Raw genomic sequence first — 5,129 nt, forward strand, 5'->3', positions numbered from 1 at the left:
CCCGGCGGCGCCTCACCCTGCCCACTTGACAGGAAACCGCTACATATCAGTCGAACAGCAGACCGACGAAACCGTGGCCCACCTTGCCGGCGCCGCGGATGTCGCTGCCGGTCAGGTTGAACCCGTTGGTGTCGAGGTAGGCGTACAGGTCGCCCAGGGGCGTGACCCCCGAGATCGGCCGCGACGAGGACTTCGTGCACGCACCGACGGAGATCCGCTGGAAGCCACCCCAGCCGGAGGAGCGGAGGACGAAGCCGCGGGGGGCGCGCGTGTCGGTGCGGATGAGGTACTCCATGAGTGCGCCGCTGGCGCTGAGCGCGACGAGGCTGTCGACCTTGCCGCCGTAGAAGGTGCCGCCACCGGCCCAGGTGAGGGAGCGGACGCCGCCCCAGCCCCCGGTCGCGATGCTGCCCGCGCTGCGGATGACGCCGCCGGTCGAGAGCGTGTAGCGGTAGAGCCCACCCGAGGTGGTGAGACCGTAGATGTAGGAGGAGTCACCGGTGACGAGCTCGCGCATCGCACCCCACCCGCCCGTCGAGATCATCCGCGTGGTGACCGCGTCGCTGGCCAGCGGGGCGAGCACCTCCCAGAGGCTGCCGTCGGCGAGCGTGGCGATGTACTGCTCGGACTGCGGCGCCGTCGACAGCGTGCGTACGTACGCCATGGCGACCGGGGTCTCGGTGCTGCTGCCGAAGGTCAGGGCACCGACCGTCCCCGCACCCGCACGGCCCCCGACGACGGTCCCGTAGTAGAGCGCGCCGGCGGTGGCCCGGTGGAAGATCACGCCACAGTCGGCCGGGATCACCGACGCCGTGGCCGTGGCCACGGAGGCCACCGAGGCGACGGACTGGCTGCGCTGGTTGACGTTGGCCCGATCCGGCTGCGCGGCTGAGGCCGGGAGCGCGAGGCCCGCGACGACGGCCGCGCACGCGGCCACGACCGCGGCGCGACGCAGGGTGCGACGTGACATGGTGGTTTTCCTCCCTCGACGAGCGTCCAGACAGACGCTACGCAGGGACTGTAGACCGCCGCGCGCCGCCGCGCGCGCCTTTCGCGAGACCTCGCAACCGGTGGCGGCTGCGCACCGCCCGGACCGTCCGCGGGCTGGGACGTCAGTGGAGGGCGAGGTGGTCGCCGTCGTCGGCGAGCCGCACCCGCACGGTGTCGCCGTCCCGCACCTCGCCGGCGAGGAGGGCCGTCGCGAGCCGGTCGCCGATCTCGCGCTGGACGAGCCGGCGCAGCGGTCGGGCCCCGAAGGCCGGGTCGTACCCGGTCGCCGCGAGCCACGCCTTCGCCTCGTCGGTGACCTCGAGCGCGATGCGGCGGTCGTGCAGCCGCGTGGAGAGGGCCCGCACCTGGAGGTCGACGATGCGGCCGAGCTCCTCGCGGGAGAGCGGGTCGAAGACGACGACCTCGTCGAGCCGGTTGAGGAACTCGGGCTTGAACGCGCCGCGGACCGCCGACATCACCGCGTTGCGCCGCGCCTCGCGGTCGAGCGTCGGGTCGAGCAGGTACTGCGACCCGAGGTTGCTCGTCATGACGAGGATGACGTTGCGGAAGTCGACCGTGCGCCCCTGGCCGTCGGTGAGCCGGCCGTCGTCGAGGACCTGGAGCAGGATGTCGAAGGTCTCCGGGTGTGCCTTCTCGACCTCGTCGAGGAGCAGCACCGAGTACGGGCGGCGGCGCACCGCCTCGGTGAGCTGGCCGCCCTCCTCGTAGCCGACGTATCCCGGTGGCGCGCCGATGAGCCGGGCCACCGCGTGCCGCTCGGAGTACTCGGACATGTCGAGCCGGACCATCGCCCGCTCGTCGTCGAAGAGGAAGTCGGCGAGCGACTTGGCGAGCTCGGTCTTGCCGACGCCGGTCGGGCCGAGGAAGAGGAAGGAACCGGTGGGGCGGTCGGGGTCGGCGATGCCGGCCCGGCTGCGGCGCACGGCGTCCGAGACGGCCCGGACCGCCTCGCCCTGCCCGATCAGCCGCGACCCGATGATCGACTCCATCGAGAGCAGCTTCTCGGTCTCGCCCTGGAGCAGCCGCCCCGCGGGGATGCCGGTCCAGGCCGAGATGACCTCGGCGATGTCGTCGGCGCCGACCCGCTCCTTGACCATGAGATCGGCTCCCCCGAGCGCGGACTCGGCCGCCTGCGCGGCCTCGACCTCGGTCTGCAGCGCGGGGATGTCGCCGTAGAGCAGCCGGGAGGCGCTCTCGTAGTCGCCCTCGCGCTGGAGCCGGTCGGCCTGGGTGCGCAGGTCGTCGAGCCGGGCCTTGAGGTCGCCGACCCGGTTGAGGCCCTCCTTCTCGGCCTCCCACCGCGCGTTGAGGGCGTCGAGCTCCTCGGTGGCGTCGGCGAGGTCGGCGCGCAGCCGCTCGAGCCGCTCCTGGGACGCCTCGTCGGTCTCGCGGCCGAGGTGCAGCTCCTCCATCTTCAGCCGGTCGACCTGGCGGCGCAGGACGTCGATCTCGACCGGGCTGGAGTCGATCTCCATCCGCAGCCGGGACGCGGCCTCGTCGACGAGGTCGATCGCCTTGTCCGGCAGCTGGCGACCGGTGATGTACCGGTCGGACAGGGCGGCCGCCGCGACGAGCGCGGAGTCCTCGATCTCGACCTTGTGGTGCGCCTCGTAGCGCTCCTTGAGCCCGCGGAGGATGGCGATGGTGTCCTCGACCGAGGGCTCGCCGACGAAGACCTGCTGGAAGCGGCGCTCGAGCGCGGGGTCCTTCTCGATGTGCTCGCGGAACTCGTCGAGGGTGGTCGCGCCGACGAGCCGCAGCTCGCCGCGGGCGAGCATCGGCTTGAGCATGTTGCCGGCGTCCATCGCGGACTCGCCGGTGGCGCCGGCGCCGACGACGGTGTGCAGCTCGTCGATGAACGTGACGACCTGGCCGTCGCTGTTCTTGATCTCCTCGAGGACTGCCTTGAGGCGCTCCTCGAACTCGCCGCGGTACTTCGCGCCGGCGACCATCGCCCCGAGGTCGAGGCTGACGAGTCGCTTGTCGCGCAACGACTCCGGGACGTCACCGTCGACGATGCGCTGGGCCAGCCCCTCGACGACGGCGGTCTTGCCGACGCCGGGCTCACCGATGAGGACCGGGTTGTTCTTCGTGCGCCGGGAGAGCACCTGGACGACGCGGCGGATCTCGGCGTCACGGCCGATGACCGGGTCGAGCTTGCCGTCGCGGGCGGCCTGGGTGAGGTCGGTTCCGTACTGGGCCAGCGCCTCCCCGCCCTCGACCGGAGTCTCGGAGGTGACGGTGCGGCCGCCGCGCAGCTCCTCGATGCGCCGCTCCATGTCGGCGGCCCCGCGCTTCTCGACGGCCGCGAGGTGGCCGGTCTCGGCGAGCGCGAGGAGGAGGAGGTCGAGGGCGAGGTAGCTGTCGCCCTTGGCGCGCATCAGGGTGTCGGCCTGCTGGAGTACCGCGAGGGCGTCGCGTCCGACGGTGGGCGGCTGGGCGGTGGACCCGCTCGTCGTCGGCAGGCCCCGCAGCCGGGCGTCGGCCTGGCCGAGGACGTGCGCGGCGCCGGTGCCGGCGGCGGTCAGGAGGGCGTCGGCGAGCGGGGTGTCGAGCCGGACGGCGGCGCTGGTCAGGTGGTCGGGGGTGACCTCGGCGTGGCCGGCGGTCTGCGCGGCACGCTGGGCGAGGGCGAGGGTCTCGGCGACCTTCGTCGTCGGCTTGAGCTCCATCCGGGCTGTCTCCTGGGTCGTGCGGTGGGTACGGGCGTCATGAGGAGCAACGCCGACCAAAGTTGAGTGTATTCCGCTCAACGCTGCGCCGCCACGCGGACGCGGCGGAGGTCACGGGCGGTTCCCGGGTCAGCCGGTCGGGTCGGGGTCGTACCAGCCGCCGCGCTCGTCGGCGAGGGCCGCGAACCGGTCGCGCAGGCCGTGGGCGACCGGCCGGCTCTCGTCGACGACGTTCTCCTCGCGCACGTACACCCCCCACTCGTGGTCCTCGGCGTCGTCCTCTCCCGCCAGCGCCTCCCGGACGACACGGACGTCGTCGAAACCGTCCTCGCGCAGCCCGTCGGCGACGTCCTCGGCGGTCTCGCGGTCCGGGAAGACGATGAGGTGCTCGGTCACGCGGCCAAGTATGGACGCGGGAGGCGCCGGCGCACCCCGGCCGCGGGCTGCCGGCCGCGGGTCGGGCTAGCGTCGACCCATGAGCGCCGGCACCGCGACGACCTCGACCGCCCCCACCTCGGCCGACCGCCTCCGCCAGGTCGGGGTCACCGTCGCCGAGGTGTTCTGCGTCGTCGGCACCCTCGTCGGGGTCGGCGTCGTCGGCACACGCGTCGAGGAGTCCTCGGGCGGCGCGCTGGCCGCCGATGCCACGTACGTCGCACCGGCCGGACCGGCCTTCTCGATCTGGACCCCGATCTACCTCGGACTGCTCGGGTACACGGTCTGGCAGTGGCTGCCCGGCCAGGCGACCGACCGCCGGCACCGGGCGATCGGCTGGCTCGCCGCGGTCTCGATGGTGCTCAACGCGGTGTGGCTGCTCGTCACCCAGCAGGGCTGGCTGTGGGTGAGTGTCGTCGTCATCGTCGCGCTGCTCGGCACGCTCTTCGTCCTCGTCTCCCGGCTGGACGCCACTCCGTCGTACGGCACGGCCGAGACCGTCCTCGTCGACGGCACCTTCGGCCTCTACCTCGGATGGGTGTCCGTCGCGACCTTCGCCAACGTCGTCGCGACCCTCGCCGAGAGCGTCGACCTCGACGGGGTCGCGGGAGTCGTCCTCGCCCTCGTCGTCCTCGCCGTCGTCGCGGCGCTCGGCACCTGGCTGGCGCGGCGGCTGCGGGGGCGCTGGGCCGTGGCGGCGGCGATCGCGTGGGGCCTGGCGTGGCTCGCCTGGGGCCGGCTCGTCGACGAGCCGTCCTCGGTCCTCGTCGCGCTGGCGGCGGAGCGCGTCGCCGGCGCCGACCATCCGGCCCCCGCGAAGGAGCACCCCCGCCTCGCCGCCCGAGGGGCGACGCGGCGGCGCCGCCGGGGGTCGGTGCCGAGTGGTCAGTGCCGGATGGTCAGCGCCGGTGGGTCAGTGCCGGGTGGGACGCCAGACGACGAGCGCCTGGCTGCGAGTGGCCCGGGGCCGCTCGCCGAGCCGGGCGGCGTAGACGTCGCCGGTCGGGCTGA

Annotated in this window: 4 protein-coding genes; 1 reads left to right on the forward strand and 3 read right to left on the reverse strand. The window is 73.5% G+C overall.

Annotation, left to right across the window (positions count from 1 at the left end; genetic code table 11):
- Positions 1–46 precede the first annotated feature (46 nt).
- The 3 genes from PKA89_RS20160 to PKA89_RS20170 form a co-directional block, all read right to left on the reverse strand.
- Positions 47–970: a hypothetical protein gene (locus PKA89_RS20160; RefSeq protein WP_324422643.1), complete on the reverse strand. Its 924-nt coding sequence runs from the start codon at positions 968–970 to the stop codon at positions 47–49.
- Between the two features lie 142 nt (positions 971–1,112).
- Positions 1,113–3,683: an ATP-dependent chaperone ClpB gene (gene clpB, locus PKA89_RS20165; RefSeq protein ID WP_324422645.1), complete on the reverse strand. Its 2,571-nt coding sequence runs from the start codon at positions 3,681–3,683 to the stop codon at positions 1,113–1,115.
- A 129-nt stretch (positions 3,684–3,812) separates the two neighbouring features.
- Positions 3,813–4,079, reverse strand: a complete 267-nt coding sequence (locus PKA89_RS20170; RefSeq protein WP_324422647.1) for a ribonuclease E inhibitor RraB — start codon at positions 4,077–4,079, stop codon at positions 3,813–3,815.
- 79 nt (positions 4,080–4,158) lie between these two features.
- Here PKA89_RS20170 and PKA89_RS20175 point away from each other — a divergent pair.
- Positions 4,159–5,129: TspO/MBR family protein (locus tag PKA89_RS20175; protein WP_324422648.1), on the forward strand; the 971-nt coding region annotated here is incomplete at its 3' end.

The sequence above is a fragment of the Phycicoccus sp. genome, assembly GCF_035325325.1.
Classification (GTDB): Bacteria; Actinomycetota; Actinomycetes; order Actinomycetales; family Dermatophilaceae; genus Phycicoccus.

Excerpts from the sequence above, each read along its gene's own strand:
- clpB (WP_324422645.1), bottom strand. The coding sequence starts at position 3,683 with ATGGAGCTCAAGCCGACGACGAAGGTCGCCGAGACCCTCGCCCTCGCC.
- PKA89_RS20160 (WP_324422643.1), bottom strand. The coding sequence starts at position 970 with ATGTCACGTCGCACCCTGCGTCGCGCCGCGGTCGTGGCCGCGTGCGCG.